Annotated in this window: 18 protein-coding genes; 10 read left to right on the plus strand and 8 right to left on the minus strand. The window is 69.2% G+C overall.

The window, feature by feature from the left end; translation table 11 throughout:
• The first annotated feature begins 172 nt into the window (after window positions 1-172).
• Window positions 173-976, plus strand: a complete 804-nt coding sequence (locus tag ACSMFO_RS22355; protein WP_038512070.1) for an LLM class flavin-dependent oxidoreductase — start codon at window positions 173-175, stop codon at window positions 974-976.
• Window positions 977-1,135: 159 nt separating this feature from the next.
• A complete protein-coding gene (locus ACSMFO_RS22360) occupies window positions 1,136-2,119 on the plus strand; it encodes a TerC/Alx family metal homeostasis membrane protein (protein WP_395871580.1) in 984 nt (327 codons plus the stop codon).
• 110 nt (window positions 2,120-2,229) lie between these two features.
• Here the strand turns inward: ACSMFO_RS22360 and ACSMFO_RS22365 are convergent, their stop codons facing one another.
• Complete coding sequence (locus ACSMFO_RS22365; RefSeq protein ID WP_436460368.1) at window positions 2,230-2,661, minus strand: hypothetical protein; 432 nt, start codon at window positions 2,659-2,661, stop codon at window positions 2,230-2,232.
• On the opposite strand from ACSMFO_RS22365, the gene ACSMFO_RS22370 reads away from it, so the two are divergent.
• The 3 genes from ACSMFO_RS22370 to ACSMFO_RS22380 all read left to right on the plus strand — a co-directional run bounded on the left by ACSMFO_RS22370 (window position 2,636) and on the right by ACSMFO_RS22380 (window position 5,655).
• Window positions 2,636-3,031 carry a hypothetical protein gene (locus ACSMFO_RS22370; protein WP_436460369.1) on the plus strand — a complete coding sequence of 132 codons (396 nt, stop codon included), beginning with the start codon at window positions 2,636-2,638 and terminating at the stop codon, window positions 3,029-3,031. The genes ACSMFO_RS22365 and ACSMFO_RS22370 overlap by 26 nt on opposite strands.
• Window positions 3,032-3,202: 171 nt before the next feature.
• Entirely contained in the window at window positions 3,203-3,991 is a 789-nt protein-coding gene (locus ACSMFO_RS22375) for a hypothetical protein (protein WP_436460370.1), read from the plus strand.
• Window positions 3,988-5,655, plus strand: a complete 1,668-nt coding sequence (locus ACSMFO_RS22380) for a serine/threonine-protein kinase (RefSeq protein ID WP_436460371.1) — start codon at window positions 3,988-3,990, stop codon at window positions 5,653-5,655. Before ACSMFO_RS22375 ends, ACSMFO_RS22380 begins: the two co-directional genes overlap by 4 nt.
• Window positions 5,656-5,676: 21 nt before the next feature.
• Here ACSMFO_RS22380 and ACSMFO_RS22385 read toward each other — a convergent pair whose 3' ends face one another.
• A complete protein-coding gene (locus ACSMFO_RS22385; RefSeq protein ID WP_436460372.1) occupies window positions 5,677-6,480 on the minus strand; it encodes a DUF2382 domain-containing protein in 804 nt (267 codons plus the stop codon).
• Window positions 6,481-6,850: 370 nt separating this feature from the next.
• Between ACSMFO_RS22385 and ACSMFO_RS22390 the strand changes: the two genes are divergently transcribed.
• Window positions 6,851-8,452 carry an ABC-F family ATP-binding cassette domain-containing protein gene (locus ACSMFO_RS22390; RefSeq protein ID WP_436460373.1) on the plus strand — a complete coding sequence of 534 codons (1,602 nt, stop codon included), beginning with the start codon at window positions 6,851-6,853 and terminating at the stop codon, window positions 8,450-8,452.
• A 4-nt stretch (window positions 8,453-8,456) separates the two neighbouring features.
• On the opposite strand, the gene ACSMFO_RS22395 is transcribed toward ACSMFO_RS22390, so the two are convergent.
• From ACSMFO_RS22395 to ACSMFO_RS22405, 3 genes are all read right to left on the minus strand, one after another.
• Complete coding sequence (locus tag ACSMFO_RS22395; RefSeq protein WP_436460374.1) at window positions 8,457-9,278, minus strand: class I SAM-dependent methyltransferase; 822 nt, start codon at window positions 9,276-9,278, stop codon at window positions 8,457-8,459.
• A gap of 427 nt (window positions 9,279-9,705) precedes the next feature.
• Window positions 9,706-10,719 (minus strand): YdcF family protein, encoded by a 1,014-nt coding sequence (locus tag ACSMFO_RS22400; RefSeq protein ID WP_436460375.1) that lies wholly within the window; start codon window positions 10,717-10,719, stop codon window positions 9,706-9,708.
• A 109-nt stretch (window positions 10,720-10,828) separates the two neighbouring features.
• A complete protein-coding gene (locus ACSMFO_RS22405) occupies window positions 10,829-12,448 on the minus strand; it encodes an ABC-F family ATP-binding cassette domain-containing protein (RefSeq protein WP_436460376.1) in 1,620 nt (539 codons plus the stop codon).
• 63 nt (window positions 12,449-12,511) lie between these two features.
• Here ACSMFO_RS22405 and ACSMFO_RS22410 point away from each other — a divergent pair, with 63 nt between their 5' ends.
• Complete coding sequence (locus tag ACSMFO_RS22410) at window positions 12,512-12,868, plus strand: DUF6412 domain-containing protein (RefSeq protein WP_038523096.1); 357 nt, start codon at window positions 12,512-12,514, stop codon at window positions 12,866-12,868.
• Window positions 12,869-12,936: 68 nt separating this feature from the next.
• The gene (yidC, locus tag ACSMFO_RS22415; RefSeq protein ID WP_436460377.1) at window positions 12,937-13,713 is read left to right on the plus strand and encodes a membrane protein insertase YidC; all 777 of its coding nucleotides are present in this window, start codon (window positions 12,937-12,939) and stop codon (window positions 13,711-13,713) included.
• Here the strand turns inward: yidC and ACSMFO_RS22420 are convergent.
• Window positions 13,703-14,350, minus strand: a complete 648-nt coding sequence (locus ACSMFO_RS22420; RefSeq protein WP_436460378.1) for a GOLPH3/VPS74 family protein — start codon at window positions 14,348-14,350, stop codon at window positions 13,703-13,705. The two genes, yidC and ACSMFO_RS22420, sit on opposite strands and share 11 nt — an antisense overlap.
• Before the next feature lie 50 nt (window positions 14,351-14,400).
• Between ACSMFO_RS22420 and ACSMFO_RS22425 the strand changes: the two genes are divergently transcribed.
• Window positions 14,401-14,958, plus strand: coding sequence for a hypothetical protein (locus ACSMFO_RS22425; protein WP_436460379.1), 558 nt, complete (start codon window positions 14,401-14,403; stop codon window positions 14,956-14,958).
• A 63-nt stretch (window positions 14,959-15,021) separates the two neighbouring features.
• Here the strand turns inward: ACSMFO_RS22425 and ACSMFO_RS22430 are convergent, their stop codons facing one another.
• Window positions 15,022-17,370 (minus strand): excinuclease ABC subunit UvrA, encoded by a 2,349-nt coding sequence (locus ACSMFO_RS22430; RefSeq protein WP_436460380.1) that lies wholly within the window; start codon window positions 17,368-17,370, stop codon window positions 15,022-15,024.
• 57 nt (window positions 17,371-17,427) lie between these two features.
• Between ACSMFO_RS22430 and ACSMFO_RS22435 the strand changes: the two genes are divergently transcribed.
• Window positions 17,428-18,396, plus strand: coding sequence for a helix-turn-helix transcriptional regulator (locus ACSMFO_RS22435; protein ID WP_436460381.1), 969 nt, complete (start codon window positions 17,428-17,430; stop codon window positions 18,394-18,396).
• A gap of 62 nt (window positions 18,397-18,458) precedes the next feature.
• On the opposite strand, the gene ACSMFO_RS22440 is transcribed toward ACSMFO_RS22435, so the two are convergent.
• On the minus strand, window positions 18,459-18,923 hold the full coding sequence (locus tag ACSMFO_RS22440) for an Lrp/AsnC family transcriptional regulator (protein WP_038512105.1): 465 nt from the start codon (window positions 18,921-18,923) through the stop codon (window positions 18,459-18,461).
• Window positions 18,924-19,073: the final 150 nt, after the last annotated feature.

A 19,073-nucleotide genomic window follows, 5' to 3' on the forward strand; every position in this document is an offset into this window, starting at 1 on the left:
AGTCGCAGCCAAGTGCGGGTCGGTTCCGGACACTCAACCTCCGGAACGCAGCCGCACTCGCCGGTATCGGGCTCCCTCAACGGCAGCAGGACGAAAGCCTCCAGAATTCGAATCGCCACTCGGTCACGCCGAACCGTCCCGAGTGTCGGTGCCGGTCCGTACGGTCGCAGGCATGACTCTGCGCTCAGCACTCTGGCTGCCGATCTTCGACGAACTGGCCGACCCGGTGATCGTCGCGCGTCTCGCCGCCGAAGCCGAAGAAGCGGGCTGGCACGGCTTGTTCGTCTGGGACCACATCCGCTGGCGCGAGCCGGTGCGCGCGATCGCCGATCCGTGGATCACCCTCGCCGCCGTCGCGTCCGCCACCGAGAACCTCGCCTTCGGCCCGATGGTCACACCGCCGGCCCGCCGCCGCCCGGTCAAGCTCGCCCGTGAGACGGCCACGTTGGATCGCTTGAGCGGCGGACGGCTGATCCTGGGCGCGGGGCTCGGCAGCGATCGCTTCGGCGGGGAGTTCTCGAGGACCGGTGACGAACCGGACGATCGCAAGCGCGCCGAGATGCTCGACGAGTCGCTCGAGATCCTCACCGCCGCTTGGTCCGGTGAGCCCGTGCGGCACCACGGCGTGCACTACACGGTCGACGACATCACCTTCCTGCCTCGTCCCGCCCGCCCGATACCCGTGTGGCTGGCCGGTTTCCCGGGGAAGACGAAGCCGATGCGCCGGGCCGCGCGGTACGACGGGTTCTTCCCGGTGAACCTGCCGCACGCGGACGAGTTCGCCGAGGCGGTCGAGACGATCACCGCGCTGCGTGAAGGTGACGAGACGCCGTACGACTTCGCCATCGGCGTGCCCGCGGGCACGGATCTCGCGCCCTATGAGCGGGCGGGCGCGACCTGGTGGATGGCCGAATTCCCCTGGGACGACCTGTCCGTCGACGCGGTGCGCGGCGTCTTGCGGGAGGGCCCGGCTTGACCCCCGCTTTAATATCTCTTTACTAAATGCGATACTGGACCGACGAGGGGAGTACTTCCCAAGAGCCTGCCCGGTCAGTACGGACATCCCGCCGGTGTCCCCGGGAGGCCGCCCCACCGGGGTGAAGGAGACCTCGAACTTCGAGTTCGAGGAGACTCCATGCCCGAGTCCGTGGCAACCGTGGGATCGCCCGCGTTGTGGGCGATCAGCATCGCCGTCCTGCTGGCACTGCTCGTCGCCGATTTCGCGGTGACCCGGCGCCCCCACGAGGTTTCGATGCGGGAGGCCGCCGGCTGGTCGGCCTTCTACCTGGCGCTTCCGGTGGTGTTCGGGCTCTGGTTGTGGCTCGAGTTCGGCGGCGGTCAGGCGCTCGAGTTCATGACCGGGTTCGTCGTCGAGAAATCCCTGTCGGTCGACAACCTGTTCGTCTTCATGCTGTTGCTCGCCGCCTTCGCGGTCCCGTCCGAGGTGCAGCAACGTGTGCTGCTGTACGGCATCGTGGGCGCGCTGGTGCTCCGCGGCGTCTTCATCGCGGCCGGTGCCGCGATGCTGTCGGCCGGGACCTGGGCGTTCCTCGTCTTCGGCGTGGTCCTGTTCGCTTCGGCGGTCAAGATCCTGCGCGAGGCCATGTCCGGCGGTCAGAGCGAGATGGACCTTTCCCAACTGCGGTCGGTCCGCCTGCTGCGTAAGCTGATGCCGGTCACGGACGACTACCGCGGCACCCGGCTGACCGTGCGTGAACACGGACGCCGCGCGCTAACGCCGCTGGCGGTCGTGGTCGTCGCGGTCTTCGCGACCGACGTCGTGTTCGCGGTCGATTCCGTGCCCGCGGTGTACGGCATCACCGAAGACCCGTACCTCGTGTTCGCCACCAACGCCTTCGCCCTGATGGGCTTGCGCGCCTTGTACTTCGTGCTCCACTCGGCGCTCGCTAAGCTGGTCCACCTGAACCACGGCCTCGCGATCATCCTCGCCTTCATCGGCGTGAAGCTGGTCCTGCATTGGGCCCACGGGATCTGGCCTTCGGTGCCGCAGGTCCCGACCCCGGCCTCGCTGGGCGTGATCATCGCCGTCCTCGTCACGGTCTCGTTCACCAGCCTGTACGCGCGCCGTCGCGAAGCCGCCCGGACGGCCCAGGAGTGAGCGATGATCACCGCGCTCGTCGTCGGCTTCCTGATCGATGTGGCGGTCGCCGCCCTCTTCCTGGCCGCGCTGGTCCTGGTGTGCGCGGCGATGCGGCCCCCGCGCTGAGCTCAGGGGAAGCGGATCACGGTGATCCCCGCCAGCACGAAGAACACCAGCACCACCAGGGTTCCGCTGTGCCCGCCGGATGAGCTGGTCACGACCTGCTCGACGGCGCCGGTCAGCCGCACGCCGCAGTCCGCGACGACGGTGTGCCTGCCCGCCTCGATCCGCGTGAACTCGACGGCCGCGGTGAAGGCGCCGGTGCCGTCGGCGTAGGCACCGCCGACGCGTTCGCCGTCCGACGTCAGCGTCACCCGCTCGCCGGGTGTGCAGCCCTTGCCGGTCGCGGACAGCGCGTCGCCGGGTTGCACACTCGGCCGGTCGAGGACCAGGTCGTTCGGGCCCGGCGGGGTGCTGCTCGTCGACGGAACGTCCGTCGGCGGCGGGGGAGTGTCCGTTGTGGACGGTGGTGTCGTGGTGGGCGGCGTCGTCGTGGTCACCGGAGTGGTCGGCGTCGTGGTCGTCCCCGGTCTGGTCGGGGTGGTCACCGGGACCGTCGGCTTGGTGGTCGGCGGCACCTTCGTGGTCGGCGGCGCCGTGGTCACGGTCCCGGTCACGCGGAAGGTCGCGCTCCCGGTCAACGGCCCGCCGGTCCGCGCGTTCGTGCAGGTACCCGTGACCGTGTGGCCACCGGGTGTCGCGTTGCCCGGAACGGCCGTCCCGACCTGTCCACTGGGGGCACTGACCGACGTGATGGCCGTTCCTTCCCACGTGAAGGAAATCGGTCCTTTGCACGGGGAGAAATTCCAGGAAATGGTGAAAGAACTCCCGGCGGGTCCGCTCGAAGGTTTCAAACCAACCGTGGACTGATAAGGGGACTGCTGCGCGTTTCCCGCCCCCACCTGGGAAAGCAGGAACAACAACCCGGTCACGGTGCCGAATATCAGGCGAACCACGATACGCATTGGGACGTCCCTCTCCGGTAAGTACTCGCTGTAGCATTCCGGACCAGTCGGCCAAGGAAAACAGGGGATGCGCAAAATGGGACGTGTCATCGCGGCAGGGGTTGCGTTGGGGCTGTGCGCGATCCTCTTGGGTGCACCACCGGCCAATGCGGACGACGTCCTCGACGGCAGGCTCGACCTGGCGGTCACCCTCGACGACCGGCCGATCGCCAACGCCACGGTCATGATCGATCCGGCGAAACAGCTCGAACTCACCGTCACGGCCACCAACAGCGGAGGGACTTCGGTCAAGGTCCGCAGCGTCCGGGTGTCCGGGGTGGCGCTGGCCCTGACCTTCTTCGCCTACGACACCACGGCGCCGTTCGAGGTTCCCGCGCACAGCCGGGTCACCAGGACCTTCGTGCTGGACATGGCCGATCTGTCCGGTCAGGCGATCGGGCTGCTCCCGTCGACGGTCGAACTGCTCGACGCGCAGCGCGGAACGCTCGGCGAGGCGACCACCGTCGCGGACATCCGCGGATCCTTCTGGTCCGTCTACGGCGCTTTCGGGCTCGCGATGCTCGTGCTGACCGTGCTGGCGTGGCTGACCGCCCTGCTCGCGCTCGCCCGCCACCGCCTTCCCGCCAACAGGTGGCGCCGCGGCCTGCGTTTCCTGCCGGCCGGATTCGGCACCGGGCTCGTCGCCGTCGTCTCGCTGTCGGTGCTGCGGCTCGTCCCGCCGGAGCCGGCGATCGAGATCCCGGTGGTCCTCGGCGCCGCCGCGATCGCCTTCCTGCTCGGCTACCTGACCCCGCATCCCGCGCCGGGCCCCAGCGGTGAAGAGACGGTCCGGTTTCCTGACGACACCAAGGAATTCAACCGATGAGCGCACCCGCCGAGGTCGTCGCCGCGCTGCCGCAGTACGAGATCGGGCCCGCGATCGGCCAGGGCGGGATGGGGGTCGTCTTCGCCGGCGTCCACCGTTCGCTGCGCCGCGACGTCGCCATCAAACAACTGCCGTGGGACGTGCTGAACCACGCCGTCAGCAGCGAACTCTTCGACCGCGAAGCGCGCGTGCTGGCCAGCCTCGACCATCCGCACATCGTGCCCGTGTACGACTACGTGCGCACCGGCCGTGAGCACCTGATGGTGATGGAACGGCTAGACGGCGGCACGGTGCACAGCCGGTTCCATAATGGCGAGATCGGCGGGGAACAGGCCTGCGCGATCGGGCTGGCGATGCTCGCCGGTCTCCACGCGGCGCACGAAGCGGGCGTGCTGCATCTCGACGTCAAACCGAAGAACCTGCTCTTCACCACGCAAGGCGTGATGAAGGTGGCCGATTTCGGCATCGCGAAGGTGATCAGCGAGGGCGCCACCCTCGTCACGCACGGCGGCGAAGTCCTCGGCACGCCCGCCTACATCGCACCCGAGCAGGCGATGGGCAACGCGCTGAGCCCGGCGGCGGACGTCTACTCGGCGGGCACGGTGCTCTACGAACTGCTGTCCGGGAAACTGCCGTTCGACAACACCCGTGGCGCGATCAGCATGATGCGCCAGCACATGTTCACCGATCCGCGCCCGATCGACGGCGTGCCGTCACCGCTAGCCGGGGTCGTCATGCGCAGCCTCTCGCGCGAACTCGACTCGCGGTACCGCGACGCGGAGACCTTCGCCGCCGACCTCGCCTCCGCCGCCACCGCCGTGTACGGGCCGGGCTGGCTCGAACGCTCTCGCGTGCCGGTGCGGCACCTCACTCCGAGGGTGATCTCCGCGATCGGCGCGACGGTGCCCGCCGGAGACGGACCGACCAGGCCGGTCCGGCGTCCCGCACCGGATCCGACGCTGTCGGCGACCCGCGCGGAACTCGAACCGGGGAAACGTCCGGGCTCGGTGCTCTGGTTCCGGCTGGCCGCGGCCGTCGCCGCGATCGTGCTCGTGGTGCTCACCCTGCTCACACCGGAACGGCTGCCGCACGAGGCCACGACGCTGAAGATCGATGGCGTCGCGGCCTCGTCGGCGTCGCTCGACCTCAGCAAGACGTTCGCGGTGACGGGGGAGGGGAACCCGGGCCAGGTCACCCTTGCCCTTTCCGCCGCCGGGATCCCGCTCGGTTCCGCGTCGGCGGTCCCGAAACCCGAGGGCGAGGGCTACCGTGCCGATCTCGCGTTTCCCGGGCTCACCCGGTGGATCGTCGGCGGTGCCGTCACCGCGACCCTGACCGCGGACGGTGTCCCGCGGACCTTCACCGTCGTCACCGAACAGCATCCGCTCGCGAGCGCGCTCGGCGCGGGCAGCCTGATCCTCGCCCTGTTCGCCTTGGCGTACTTGGAATCCGGGCTGCGGACCCTCCGCAACGGACACCGCTGGCGGGGCGCGCTCGTCGGCGGGCCGGTGCTCGGCCTGCTGTTCGGCGCGACGGCGTGGCTCTGCGTCTCGGTGCTGAGGGTGCACGAGCCCGCGGTCCTGTTCGGCGTCGGCTGCGCGATCGCGGGGGCCGTGGCGACCGGTTTCGTGGTCGCGGCCGCCCGGGTCCGGCGCATGCGCTGAACCCGGGCGGCCCGCTCCGGGTCACGACTTCCGGTGCTTGCCCTCGTCGTCGACGACCTCGAACTGCTCCTTGCGGACCTTGCCCGAGATCGTCTGGTCCTCGGTGACGGTCTCGGTCCTGAGCCTCGCCCGCTCGACCGCTACGGTTTCCTTGTCCACCACCGGTTTCTCGGCGTGCAGCACGACTTCCTGTTCGTCCTCGGCGATCTCGGCCCGCTCACCGCCCGGCTTCGTGATCGGCTCCCGCTCGATCCGGACCTCCTCGTGGCTGACCGGAACGGTGACCTGCTGCTCCTCGGTGACGACGTACTTGCGCAGCCGGACATGGCCGGTCTCGACCTGCTCGGTGCCGACGTTCAGCCGTTCCTCGGACCGCGTCATGGCGGGCTCGGTGTCCCGATCCTTCCGACCGGAATCCGCACGCGTGCCCGGGTCCATGCCCGCCTTGCCACGGCCGCCGTCGCCCCGGCCCTGCGTCCGGTCGTCCATCCGGCCGTCCGGCGAGGTCCGCGGCATCGGGAGCCCGTAATGCTTGTACAGCTGCGCGCTTTCCTCCATCGACAGGTGGCCGTCGGCCTCGATACGGGGCGCGTCGGAGACGGCGTCCTTGTCGACACGGACGTGCACACCGTCCTGGTCCGCATGCGCTCCCGAGAGCGGGACGAAACTCTCCTTGGTGCCGAACAGGCCCGTCTTGACGGTGATCCATTCCGGCTGGCGTGTCGCGTCGGCGAGGTAGACGTTGCCCACCTTCCCGAGCTTGTTGCCGGTCGGGTCGACCACCGCACTGTCGATGAGTTCCTGCGGCTGCATGGTCTTCGCCATCGGTCCTGCTCCTCTCGAAAGATGCTGCTGAGAAGCCCACCGTCGGCCGGGCCGGTGATCATGGCAACCGTCGTGGTGCCCCTGTGGGTGACCCCGGAAAGTGGTGGTTTGAAGCGACGCTCACGGGCTAGGACCGGCGCGTAGCCGCAGGTGGAAGCGGGTGCTCGGGTGGTGACCAGCACGCCAGGGGGATGGTGCGAACGTGTGGTTCCGAAAATCGGATGCGGAGGCCTCCGGCCGTGTCCTACCCTCGTGGGCGTGATGCAGCAACTGCTGTTCCTCTGAGGAACGACGCCTCCACCGGTACCGCGAGCCGCGGGTACCGGAGTTCGTTCTTCCTGCTCATCACTTCACCGGAGGCAGTTCCTTCATGCATTCCCCTCTTTCGCCCGCGCCTGTGCGCGCGGCGCACGTCCGCCTGTCCGGCGTCCATCTCTCCTTCGGGGGACGACCCGTGCTCTCCGGCGTCGATCTCGTCGCCGCGGCCGGTGACCGGGTCGCCATCGTCGGGGAGAACGGTCGCGGCAAGACCACGCTTCTCCGGGTGCTCGCCGGTGACCTGGCCGCGGATCGCGGCGAAGTGCACCGGTCGGGTGCGGCCGGCGTCGCCGACCAGCAGATCCCGCTCGGCGCGACCGACACCGTCGGCGCGCTGATCGACCTCGAACTCGCCGCCGTCCGCGATGCGCTGGCTCGCCTCGAGTCCGCCACCGAGGCGCTCAGCGAGGGTCTTCCGGGCGCGGACGACGTTTTCGCCGCCGCGCTGGAACAGGCCGAAGCACTCGACGCGTGGGACGCGGACAGGCGCGTCGAAGTGTCGTTGGCGGCTTTGAACGCCGTGGACGACCGTGACCGTCCACTCGGGACACTCTCGGTCGGGCAGCGCCACCGGGTCCGGCTCGCGTGCCTGCTCGGCGCCGGGCATCCGGTCCTGCTGCTCGACGAACCGACGAACCATCTCGACGCGGCGGGCCTCGAACACCTCACCGAGCGGTTGCGCGCGCACCCGGGTGTGGTCGTGCTGGTCAGCCACGACCGGGCGTTGCTCGCGGACGTCGCCACCACGGTGATCGACCTCGATCCGTCGAGCGACGGCAGGCCGCGCGTCCACGGCGGCGGATACGCGAGTCATGTCGAGGCCCGCCGAGCCGAACGTGCCCGCTGGGAATCCGAGCACGCCGAGCAGATCGCCGAGCGGCAACGGCTGGCCGACGACCTGTCCGCCGCCCGGAACCGGTTGCGGGACAACTGGCGCCCGCCCAAGGGCACCGGCAGGCATGTCCGTGCCACCCGCGCACCCGGACTGGTCCGCGCGGTCCACCGGCGGCAGGAAGAACTGGCCGGGCACGTGGTGGCCGTCCCGCCGCCGCCCGCCCGGTTCTCCATGCCGGACTTGCCGTCACACGGCGGCGCGGTCCTGCTCCGAGCCGCCGGGGTGACGGTGGCCGGACGGCTGGCGCGTCCGGTCGACGTGGCACTGGAAAGCGGCGACCGGCTGGTGGTCACCGGCCGCAACGGAGCGGGGAAGTCGACGCTCCTGAGCGTGCTGGCCAGGGAACTGGAGCCGGACATGGGCACGGTCGCGCGCTCCCGATCGGCGCGGATCGGGCTGCTGGGACAGGAATCCGACCTGCCGGGCAGGCGGACGGCGATGGAGCTGTACGACGAACGGCTCGCCAGGCCGGGGATCTCCGGTCCGGGGCTGGGCGAACTGGGTCTGCTCGGTGGTTACGACCGCAACCGGCCGGTGGCCGAACTGTCGGTCGGCGCCCGGCGCCGGCTGGACCTGGCGCTCGTACTGGCCGGTCGCCCGCATGTCTTGCTGCTGGACGAACCGACCAATCACCTGTCCGCCACGCTCGTCGACGAGCTGACCGCCGCGCTCGGGACGACACCGGCCGCGGTGGTGATCGCGACGCACGACCGGCAGCTTTCGCGGGACACGGCATCCTGGCCGAGGCTCGCGTTGTGAACCGTCAACCGCGGTGGGCGAGGGTGTAGCGCACGGTCTGCGCGAGCACCACGCTCCCGTCGGGCTCGCGGAGCGGTTCGAGCTCCGCGAGCACGGCCTGGCGCACGGCGCCGAGACGGTCTTCCGGGATCAGCTCCCAGAACATCCGCTGGCCGTGCGACCAGGACCAGGTGATCCAGTGTCCGGGGTCGGCGAATTTCACCGGATAGACGCGTTCCACGGACGTGACACCGGTGAAGCCCGCTGACTCCACGGCCTGGCCGAACCCTTCGACGGTGGCGAACAGGCCCGACCTGATGGCCAGCGTCCAGGCCAGCTCCGGTGATACGAACGGTTTGAACACCTCACGCACGGCGGCCCAGCGCGGATCGTCGGCGCCGAACGTGGTCACGCCCATGCGGCCGCCGGGCGCGAGGAGACGATGCCAAGACCGGAGCCCGGCGACCGGATCGGGCAGGAAGAAGACCACGAACGACGCGAGGACCACGTCGAAGGCGGCGTCGGGCAGCGTCGGTTCTTGGGCGTCCATAAGGGAAACCGAGGCGTTGGCGCCGCGCGCCTCGACGTCTTTCGCGGTGCGTTCGACCATTTCCGCGGACAGGTCGATCCCCAGCACCGATCCGCCCGCGCCGACCCGTCCGGCCGCCGGGAACAACACCGCGCCCCGCCCACAGCCGACGTCCAGCACCCGCTCGCCGGGGACGAGCGCGACCCGGTCGAGCAGTTCCCCGGCGAACGTGCCGAAGAAGTCGACCCCGAGGGCGTCGTAGGTCTCCGCCGTCCGGTCGAACAGCCGCGCCATCGCCTGCCGGGTGTAAGCGCTCATGCGCAGGACGATGACCCGGGGAAAACGGTGTTGTCAAACGGATGGCGGGGATTTGTCATGCGGGCTTGAGTGGTGACGGCGAGAATTCGGCCCGGGATGTCAAATTTCTCTGGTGGGTGATGCGTCTCGTGAGTGGGAAGTCCCTCAAGGAGGCCTTCACGGACCGGGCACCCAGGCGCGGCGTGAGCGAAGACGTGACTCACGTGATCAGGGACGTGACTCGCGTGATTGGAGGCCGCACTCGGGTGTTCCGCCTCTGATCACGGGAGTTCCGGCTTCGATCACGTGAGTGCGGTTTCGCGAGAAGGCGCGGGACGTTGCGAAAGCCACTTTCGCAACGTTGAAGGTTGCGAAAGTGGCTTTCACAACACGCCCGCTCGGCTGCCGGGACTCAGGGCCGGTGGACGGTTCTAACCGTCCTGCGGTCTCACGAGAAGGCGCGGGAAACCTGCGAGAGCACGATGAGCCCGCACACCACCAGGTTCTTGTACTTGTGCTCCACCACGATGGCGACGAATTCGCGAATGGTCGCGCTCGGCCAGAAGTACCACGCCGTCGGCGACCCGATGACCTGGCCGTTCACCTTCGCGCGGCGGGCGATGAGGGCGGCGCGGAGTACGTGGAAGTTGTTCGTGACGACCGTGCAGCGGTAGTCCGTCTTCCGCTGCCGCATGATCTCGGCGCTGAAGGTGAGGTTCTCGAAGGTCGTCCGAGACCGGTCTTCGAGCAGGATCCGCTCCCTCGGCACGCCGTTCTCGACCAGATACCCGGCCATGGCGTGGGACTCGGGCAGGTCCTCGTCGGGTCCCTGCCCGCCCGAAGTGACCACCATCGGTTCCCCGCCGCGGCGGGCTTCGGCGTCGATCACGCGCCGGGCGCGGTTCAGGCGTCCGGCCAGCAGCGGCGGGACGCGGTGACCGTCCAGCAGTCCCGAACCCAGCACCACCACGAAATCCACGCCCTTCTCGGTGCGGATGCGGCCGTAGACGATCGAGTACAGGAGGAAGCAGACGAACAGGAACGAGAAGTAGACGACCAGCCCGTTCAGGATGCCCCGGACGATGTCGAGGGGCTCCCAGGCCAGCCGCGTGACGGTGGCGTTGAAGACGATCAGCGCGCAGATGCCGAGCCCCGCCAGCAGCGAAAGGACGTTGGCCAGCCTGCGACCCTCCCGGCGGAGCATGGTGATCCCGTTGCAGATCAGGAAGACCGTCAGCGCGAGAACCGTCGGGATGATCAGCAGGATCACGCCGACCGCGACGAAACCCGCCGCTTCGGGCGAAACCGAGGCGAGGAGCGCGATGAACGTCACGCCGAGGAAGAGGAGCGCGAAGAACAGGTAGAAGCCGTTCCGCAACTTGCGCCGGTCGCGCAGGAAGCTCACCAGGAACGCCGCGCAGCACAGGGCCGCGATGGCGAAGGGGATGGCAGCGGCCTCCACGGGGAACTCCAGCCTTGGGACGATGCGGACACGCGGCGGCATTCAAACACACGACGGAGCCGCCGAACGCACCTCCCGTTGGTGTGTCGCCTTTACCGACCCGAGTGAGTCAGCGCGCGCGTTGCACCGGCCGCTCGTCCCACACCGGTTCCGTCGTTTCCCTCACCTGCCCGTCCGAGCCGAACACGAGGTACCGATCGAAGGAGCGCGCGAACCAGCGGTCGTGCGTCACGGCGACAGTGGTGCCTTCGTACGCTTCCAGCGCCTGTTGTAACGCTTCCGCCGAAGCGAGGTCGAGGTTGTCGGTCGGTTCGTCGAGCAACAGGATGGTGGCGCCGCCGATCTCCAGCAGCAGGATCTGGAACCGCGCCTGCTGGCCGCCGGACAGCTTCTCGAACCGCTGATCGCCCTGCCCGTCGAGTTCGTATCGGCGCAGGACGTTCATCGCCGGCCCCCGGCTTCGCGCGTAGCCGGTCCAGAGAATGTCGACGAGTGTCTGCCCGAGCAGTTCGGGATGGGCGTGCGTCTGCGCGAAATGGCCGGGGACGACGCGGGCGCCGAGCTTCCACCGTCCGTCGTGCGCGACGTCCTCACCGGCCAGTAGCCGCAGGAAATGCGACTTTCCGGAGCCGTTCGAGCCGAGTACCGCGACCCGTTCGCCGTAAAAGACCTCCAGATCGAAGGGTTTCATCAGGCCGCTGAGTTCGAGCCCTTCGCAGGTGACGGCGCGGACCCCGGTCCGGCCGCCCCGCAGGCGCATGGTGATCTTCTGCTCGCGCGGGGGAGCGGCGGGCGCTCCGGCCTCCTCGAATTTGCGCAGCCGCGTCTGCGCGGCGTGGTAGCGCGAGGCCATCTCGTCGCTGCGCGCGGCGTACTGGCGCATGTCGGCGACGAGTTTCTTGAGCTGGGCGTGCTTTTCGTCCCACCGGCGGCGGAGTTCCTCGAATCGTTCGAACCGTTCCGCACGCGCCTGGTGATAGGTGTCGAAGCCGCCACCGTGCACCCAGACGTCGCCGCCGGCGGGCCCGGGCTCGACGCTGATGATCTTCTTCGCCGCTCGCGCGAGGAGTTCCCGGTCGTGCGAAACGAACAGCACGGTCTTCTGGGTCTCGCGCAGCCGTTCTTCCAGCCACTGCTTGCCGGGGACGTCGAGATAGTTGTCCGGCTCGTCGAGCAGGAGGACGCCGGAACCGCCGAGGAGCAGCGCCTCCAGCACCAGCCGTTTCTGCTCGCCGCCGGAGAGCGTGCGCACCTCGCGCCAGCGCGCCTTCTCGTACGGCAGGTTGAGCGCCGCCGTCGTGCACTTGTCCCATACGACTTCGGCTTCGTAGCCGCGAGCGTCACCCCAGTCGCCGAGCGCCTGCGCGTACGCCATCTGGTTCGCTTCGTCGTCGCGTTCCATCAAGGCGAGTTCGGTCTCGTCGACGGCACGCGCGGCGGCGCGGAGCGCGTCCGGCGACACCGAGACGAGCAGGTCCCGTACGGTCCGTTCGTCGCGTACCGACCCGACGAACTGAGGCATCACCCCGAGCCCGCCGCTGATGGTCACCGAGCCCTCGCTGGGGGAGAGTTCCCCGGAGATGAGCCGCAGCAACGTCGTCTTGCCCGCCCCGTTGGCGCCGACGAGCGCGCAGACGCTGCCCTCCCCGACCCGGAACGAGACGTCGTCGAGGAGAAGTCGTCCGTCGGGCAGGTGGTATTCGACATGCGCGACTTCCACGTGACCCATTTCGACAGACTGCCCGCGCACTCGGCGATCACGCAACGCAATATCTCCGGTAGTGTCGGTGACGTGGAGCGAACCTACTTCGGCGTGCGGCTCAAGCTGATGCTTGCGCTGTTCCTGCCCGAGTTGTTCGTCGTGCTCCCGGTCGTCGGCGGGATCAACCCGCTGAGCCTGGCCACCGCGCTGACGGCGTCGGTGGCGGTCGCGAACCCGCTCGGGCTGGCCGCCGCCCTGACCGCGTCCCTCGCCGCCGTCCTGCTCGCGCTCGCGGTGCATTTCCGCCTCGAACCGGCGGCCGCCGCGATGCGGGTGCGCGCCATCAGCCTGCGCGAACGCGCGCAGCTGTTCCTGAGCCTGCGCGATCCCGACGCGCGCGGCCGCGTCCGGCCCAGGGCTCCGTCACCGGGCATCGTGACTGCCTGACCTTTCTCGTTCGAAGGTGCGGCAGTCACTCCTGCCCGCATCCCTTCGACCGACGGAGTGACCTGGTCATGTTCGATTTCTTCCTGTACCCCGTTTCCGCCATTCTCTGGTTCTGGCACAAGGTCTTCGGTGCCGTGTCGAGCCCCGACTCGGGCGTCGCCTGGGTGCTGTCCATCGTGTTCCTCGTCTTCACATTGCGTCTCCTGCTGGTCAAACCCGCGCTCGGCGCGTTGCGCGCGGGCCGCCGCATGCAGGCACTCGCCCCGGAGATGCGGCGGATCAAGGAGAAGTACGGCAAGGATCGCCAGCGAATGGCGGAAGAGGTCCGGAAACTGCACGCCGAAAGCGGCTCCAACCCGCTGGGCGGCTGTCTCCCGGCGCTGATCCAGCTCCCGGTGTTCCTGTCGCTGTACTGGGTCCTGCGCGATTTCACGCCGGGCGCCGTCTCGAACCACGTCTTCGACCACGCCGGTGTGCAATCGTTCCTGAACGCCGACCTGTTCGGCGCGAAGCTCGGCAACTGGCTTTCGCAACCCGCGACGGAACTGGCGGCGTTCGGCACGGATCACGTCCACATGATCGCCGTCGGCGTGCCGCTGATGCTGATCGCGAGCCTGGCCACGTTCCTCTCGATGCGGTCGGGCCTCGCGCGGCAGTCCGCTCCGGAGACCGCCGGGATCACCAAGCTGATGATGTACCTGGCGCCGGTCGGCATGCTGGTCTCGGGTTCGTTCTTCCCGGTACCGATCGGGGTGCTGCTGTACTTCCTGGCCACCAACGTGTGGACGCTGGGGCAGCAGCACTTCCTCACCAAGGTCGTCGACCGGGAGGAGGCTAGCCGCTGACCGACCGGCGGGCCGCGACCGAGTACCGGACCGCCTTCCGCAGTCCGGGCAGGACGGTGTCGACGTGCGCCGCGAGCGCCTTGATCGCGCTCCGGTGCACGCGGTTCTCCTTGGCGCTGAACACCGTGTGGACGTCGCCCTCGGCGGAGAGCACGGCGAGCACCGCGTCCTCGATCGGGACGGCGGTGGGGTCTTGACCGCTCAGCACCACGTCGCGGACTCGTCCACGGAGCCCTTCTGCCACCCGAGGATCAGCCAGGGCGATGTCTCGGACGGGGAAGATTCCCATCGCCCGGTGCCTGCCGACCGTGATCGTCCCGGCCGTGGCGAGCTGGTCCCGGACGATGTCCTCGGCCCGGTGCCAATCGCGGTCGACGACGGTGAGCCAGCGCCGCGGTTTCGTTCCGGGAGCGTCTTCCAGCACCTTGGCGAGGAAGGGGTCTTCCTGGGCGAGACCCGCCGCGGCCGTGCGCTCGGCCTTCCCGTCGCGATCGGAGAGGAGGCCCGCGAGGACCAGATCGGCCACCGCGGCCGCACGCAGGAGCGAGCCCCGCACGACGGCGCCGGCGGGGTCGAGCCGGTTCTTCTCGGTGTCGTAGCCGAGCAGGTACATCCGTTGCGGCAGAGAGTGAGCCATCTCGTCTCCCATCGGGACCGGTCCCGTCGGACAGCTTTACCCTCTGCCGGATGAAGAGCCAGACGACAGCGCGCATTCGAGTGACCGTGGCGCTCGCCGTCGGCTGCCTGCTCGCGGGCTGCGCCACGAATCCGGCGGAACCGGAACCGAAACCCGCACCCCCGCCGTCTCCGACCGGCCCGGATCCCGCACTGCTCTCCTGGGCGGGCGGATACTGCGGCGCGGTGAAGGACATGCGACTGATCGTCTACAGCATGGCCAAGGGCTACGACATCGAGACAGCGGCCGATCTGCCGAAGGCCGAGGAGTCGCTGAAGAAGCTGGACACCGCGCTGACCGCGGCGATCACCGGGCTCGAGAAGCTCCCGAAGATCGCTCAGAACGCCGACGAACTGGCCGCGGGCGAGCTGGCGTTCTACCGGAAGCTCCACGGGAAGGTGACCGAGTTCCGCACCCTGCTGCCACGAGGCGGCGTCGAATACGCCAAGGCCGCCCTCACTCTGAGCGGGGCCGATCTGGTCACGCATGTGCCCGCGGTCAAGACCGGCGACGTGCCGGGCCTCGATCAGGCGATGAAGGCCGACAAGGCCTGCGAACTTGTCGGCTAGATCACGCGAAACAGGGCCAAGAACTGTTCGGTACCGGCGTGTCGGGCAAAGCCCGATGGGGAATCATCGCGCTCGCCCGGGAACTGTTCCCGGGCGGGTGGGTGTTCCCGGCGCCGTCCGGCGCCGGGAACGCGTTCGCAGATGACGTCCGGTGATGGACGCCGAGTCCTCGGCCAAAGCCGACGGCGTGCCCTCGAACACCACCGTCCCGCCTTCGGCACCCGCGCCCGGTCCGATGTCGATGACATGGTCGGCGTGCGCGATCACCCGTTGGTCGTGTTCGATCAGGACGAGGGTCGCGCCGCCGTCGACGAGTTCGTCGAAGAGCGCGAGCAACCGGTCGACGTCGCTGCCGTGCAGGCCGGCCGTGGGTTCGTCGAGGACCAGGCGCAGTTCGTGCGCGGGACCGGCGTCGGCGAGGTGCCTGGCCAGCAGCAGCCGTTGCCTTTCGCCGCCCGACAAGGTGTCGAGGCTTTGCCCGATCGTCAGGTAGCCGAGCCCGACGCGGTCCAGCCAGCGTGACCGCTGCCCGATGGGGGACCGCTCGCCGAACAGCGCGGCGACGTCCGCCGGGTTCATCGCCAGCACTTCGGCGATGGTCCGGCCGTGCAGGCGCGCGGTGAGCGCGTCCGGGTTGAACCGGGTGCCGCCACAGGCGTCGCAAGCGGTCTGGACGTCGTCGAGGAAGGCCAGGTCCGTGATGATGACGCCTTTTCCCTTGCAGACCGGGCAGGCCCCGCGGCCGTTCGCGCTGAACCACGACGGATGTTTCCCCGTGGCCTTCCCGAAGGCTTCGCGGATGGGCTCGGCGATACCGAGCACCGTGGCGGGCGTCGACCGGATGCCACCACGCAGCGGAGCCTGTTCGACGACGACGAAATCGGGATGCCGCCGGGGGAGTTCGCCGGTGATCAGGGTGCTCTTGCCGGAGCCGGCGACCCCCGAAACGACGGTCAGGACCCCGAGCGGCACGTCGACGGTGACGTCACGGAGGTTGTGGCTGCGGGCACCGGAGATCGTCACGGCACCTCGCGCGACGCGGGTCCGCTCGCGGAACCGAAGCGGGACACCGAGGATCCGCCCGGTCTCGGTGCCGGCCGTGAGGAGTTCGCCGGGGCCGCCCTCGAATTGGATGCGTCCACCGCCGTCGCCTCCGGCGGGTCCGAGGTCGATGACGTGGTCGGCGGCCGCGATGACGGCGGGATGGTGTTCGACCACGAGGATCGTGTTGTGCGCGTCGCGGAGCCTGGCCAGCAGTTCGAGAAGGCGGTGCACGTCGTGCGGATGCAGGCCGGTGCTGGGTTCGTCGAACACGTAGCAGACGTCGCTCAGCGCGCTGCCGAGATGGCGGACGATCTTGACGCGCTGGGCCTCGCCGCCGGACAGCGTCCGCGACTCCCTGGACAGGCTGAGGTAGCCGAGACCGACGGAATCCAGCGCGTCGAGGCGTTCCCGGATCGCTTGCGACAGCGGGGTCACCGACGGATCGCGCACGGCCGCGACGACGTCACGCAGTTCGCCGACCGGCATGGCGGACCAGTCCGCGATGGACCGCCCGTCGATCAGGCTTCCGCGTGCCGCCTCGGAAAGGCGGGTTCCCGCGCACTCCGGGCAGGTGCCGCGGGTGACGACTCCGGCGAGTCCTTCCTGTTCCTCGGCCGTGAGGCGCGACGGCGTCTTGCGCAGGTACGAATCCCGCAGGCGCGGGACGATGCCGTCGAACAGGCCGTGCTTGGGGTATTCGGAGCCGGGGTCGTCGAGGGGGAGTGCTTCGGCGTGCAGCAGGGCCTCGACCTTCGCCGCCGGTAACCGTCCTAACGGGACATCGGGATCGACGAGTCCGGAATGGACCAGCCGTTTCCAGCGGTAGGTCCCGGGAGCGAACGTCGGGAACCGCACGGCGCCATCGCGCAGGCTGCGCGAGCGGTCGAGCAGCCGGTCGAGGTCGATGTCGTCGACCGCGCCGAGCCCTTCGCAGCGCGGGCACATCCCGGCCGGATCGTTGAACGAGTAGGCGGGCGAGAACCCGGCGCCCGGCTTTCCGAGCCGGGAGAACAGGAGGCGCAGCAGCGGCGCGATGTCGCTCGCCGTGCCCACGGTGGACCGCGCGTTGCCGGTGAACCGGCGTTGATCGACGATCGTGGTGAAGACCAGGCCGTCGATCCGGTCGACGTCGGCGGGCGGATGCTGGGGGAGCCGGTTCCGGACGAAGGCGGGATAGGTCCCGGTGACCAGGCGCTCGGCTTCGGCCGCGATGGTGTCGAACGCGAGCGACGACTTCCCGGAGCCCGATACGCCGGTGAACACCGTCAGCCGGTGTTTCGGCACCCGTACCGAGATGTCGCGGAGGTTGTGCGTCCGGGCTCCTTCCACGGTGATCGACCGGCCTCGATCCGCTTGAACTTTCGCCATGAACCGAGGCTACGATGAGATGTGGCCGGATTACGGCCACAACTAGCGGGAGGCGTCGTGACGGCACCACGGGAACGGATGCTGCGGCTGCTGTCGCTCCTGCAATCCGGCCGGGCGTGGCCCGCCGCCGAACTCGCGACGGCCATGGAAGTCCCGCCGCGCACCCTGCGCCGGGACATCGACAACTTGCGCGGTCTGGGCTATCCCGTGGAGAGCAGCCGCGGTCCCGGGGGCAACTACCGGCTGGTCGCGGGCACCGCGCTGCCGCCGCTGATGCTGGAACACGACGAGGCGATCGCCACCGTGCTCGGCCTGCGGCTCGCGGCGGCGGGCGGAACCGGCGTGGACCTGACCGCCGAATCGGCCGACCGCGCCGCCGCGAAACTCCGGCGTGTCCTGCCGTCGGCACTGAGGCGGCGGACCGACGAAATGCTCGCCGCAGTCGAGTTCGGGACCGGCGAACGGCCGCGGGTCGCCCAAGACGTCCTGAACGTCCTCGCCGCGGCGATCGCGGCCCGGCGGTGCCTCGAGTTCGCGTACACGGGCAAGGACGGCCCGTCGTCGCGGACGGTCGAGCCGATGCGGCTCGTCCAGCTCGGCAGGCGGTGGTACCTCTATGCCTGGGACCTCGGCAGACGGGATTGCCGGAGCTTCCGGCTCGACCGGATCGGCGCGCCGTCGATGACCGATGTGGCGTTCGAGCCGCGTCCGCTCCCCGTCGAGGATGTCGCGGCGCACCTCCAGGAACGCTTCTACAGCCCGAAATCCCTCCGGATCACGCTGACCCTCGACGTCGGCGCGAGCGAGGCCGCTGCCCGGCTTCACCGGGTCGATGGGGGTTTCGAAGCGCTCGGTGACGACAGGTGCCGATACGTCGCCTACGTCGATTCGTTCGAGTGGCTGGCGGTGGTTCTGACGCTGACCGATATCGGGTTCACAGTGGAGGAACCGGCGGAATTCGCCGAGTACCTGGTGCGGACGGGGGAGCGGCTGCTGCGGGGCGCCACCCGCTTGCCAAGTACATGAAGGCCCCCTTCCTTGCGCCTAGGTACAGGAAGGGGGCCATCATGTACTTCAGGGACCGCCGCTCACGAGGGGTGCGGCCACTGCTGACCGCGCGTCCAGGAATCCAGCACCATCAGCGTCTTCGTGCCCGTCACCTGGTGATGCCGCCGGATCTCGTCGATGGTGCGCTGCAGATGGCCCATGTCCCGCACCCGCAGCCAGACCAGCGCGTCGGGGTCGCCCGCGATCGTGAACACCGCCTGGGCCTCGGGCATCCGGGTGGTGGTGCGGACGATCTCGCCGACCTTGGTGGTCCCGGTGAACCGCAGTTCGGTGAACGCCTCGATGCCCCAGCCGAGTTTGGCGTGGTCGATCTGGACGGTGTAGCCGACGATGACGCCGTTTTCCTGCATACGGTCGATCCGGCGTTTGACCGCCGCGGTGGACAGCGTGACGCGGGCCCCGATGTCGCCAAGGGTGCGCCGAGCGTCCTCCCGCAGCAGTTCGAGGATCTCGCGATCGGTCTCGTCGATGAGCTGGTCCGCCATGAGCCAGGATGGTACGCAGACGCAACGGATATCGGCCAGCGGAGAAGATGGGCCGGATTTTTTGCGTGCAGCGTGCCAATAGACTGCCGCCTGTTGCGAGGGCCCGCGCGGTCGGGTCTCCTGTCGTGACGTCACGCGGGGGTGCCGAAG

It is taken from the genome of Amycolatopsis sp. w19, assembly GCF_051373225.1.
Classification (GTDB): Bacteria; Actinomycetota; Actinomycetes; order Mycobacteriales; family Pseudonocardiaceae; genus Amycolatopsis; species Amycolatopsis japonica.